The organism is Streptomyces calidiresistens (genome assembly GCF_014141525.1).
Classification (GTDB): Bacteria; Actinomycetota; Actinomycetes; order Streptomycetales; family Streptomycetaceae; genus Streptomyces; species Streptomyces calidiresistens.
Genome location: NZ_VKHS01001401.1, coordinates 1 through 743, shown reverse-complemented (window position 1 = coordinate 743; position 743 = coordinate 1). Strand labels below are relative to the sequence as shown.

At 78.2% G+C, this 743-nt stretch carries 1 pseudogene; it reads right to left on the bottom strand.

Annotated features, from left to right (window positions below):
• Nucleotides 1-644, bottom strand: a pseudogene (locus tag FOE67_RS27525) (molybdopterin-binding oxidoreductase); the annotation flags it as partial.
• Between the last annotated feature and the right edge of the window lie 99 nt (nt 645-743).

Here is a 743-nt window from a genome sequence, read left to right as displayed (position 1 = left end):
CCCACCAGCCCCGCCCCCGCGGAGGCGGCCGCCGTGACGGACGCCGCCGCCAGGAAGCCCCGCCGGTCGAACTCCGCGGCCCCGGGGGAGGCGGCCGCCCCGGCCGGCCCGGTCCGTGACCCGGCCGGGGCGGTGTCCTCCCCACCGATCGGGCGCAGCCGACCGGAGAGCCACCACAGCGAACCGGCAGCCGCCGCACCCGCCACCGCCGAGGGGATGGCGTCGGAGGGAGCCGATCCGGGACGGGAGAGGGCGAGAACGGCCACCACGGCGCCGAACAGGAAGGCACCGAGCACGGCCGGGGCGCGCCGACGCGACGACAACACCCCCGACCCCGCGGCGCAGCCGGCGAGGACGACGATCACCCCGAGTTGCAGCACCCATTTGTCGGCGGTGCCGAAGGTCGAGATCGCCCACTCCTTCACCGGCGGCGGGGACGCGTCGATCACCGCCCCGCCGACGACCGTGACCGGGCGGGCGCCGGGACGCAGGAGCCCGGCGCACACCTCACCGGCTCCCAGGGCGGCTCCGGCCGCGAGCAGCCCGGCCGACGCCCCCGCGGCACGGCGGACCCCCGGCCGAACCCCGGTCGCGGGGACGGGCGTCGGGTCGGGGGCTCCCCCCACCGTGCGGTGTGCGGTCATGCCCCTTATTCGGGGCCGGTCGGCCGGCGGATGGGTCCCTCACCCCGAGGAGTGAAAAATTTCGATCCGGGCCCCGCTCCCCACCGGGGTGCTCCCCGA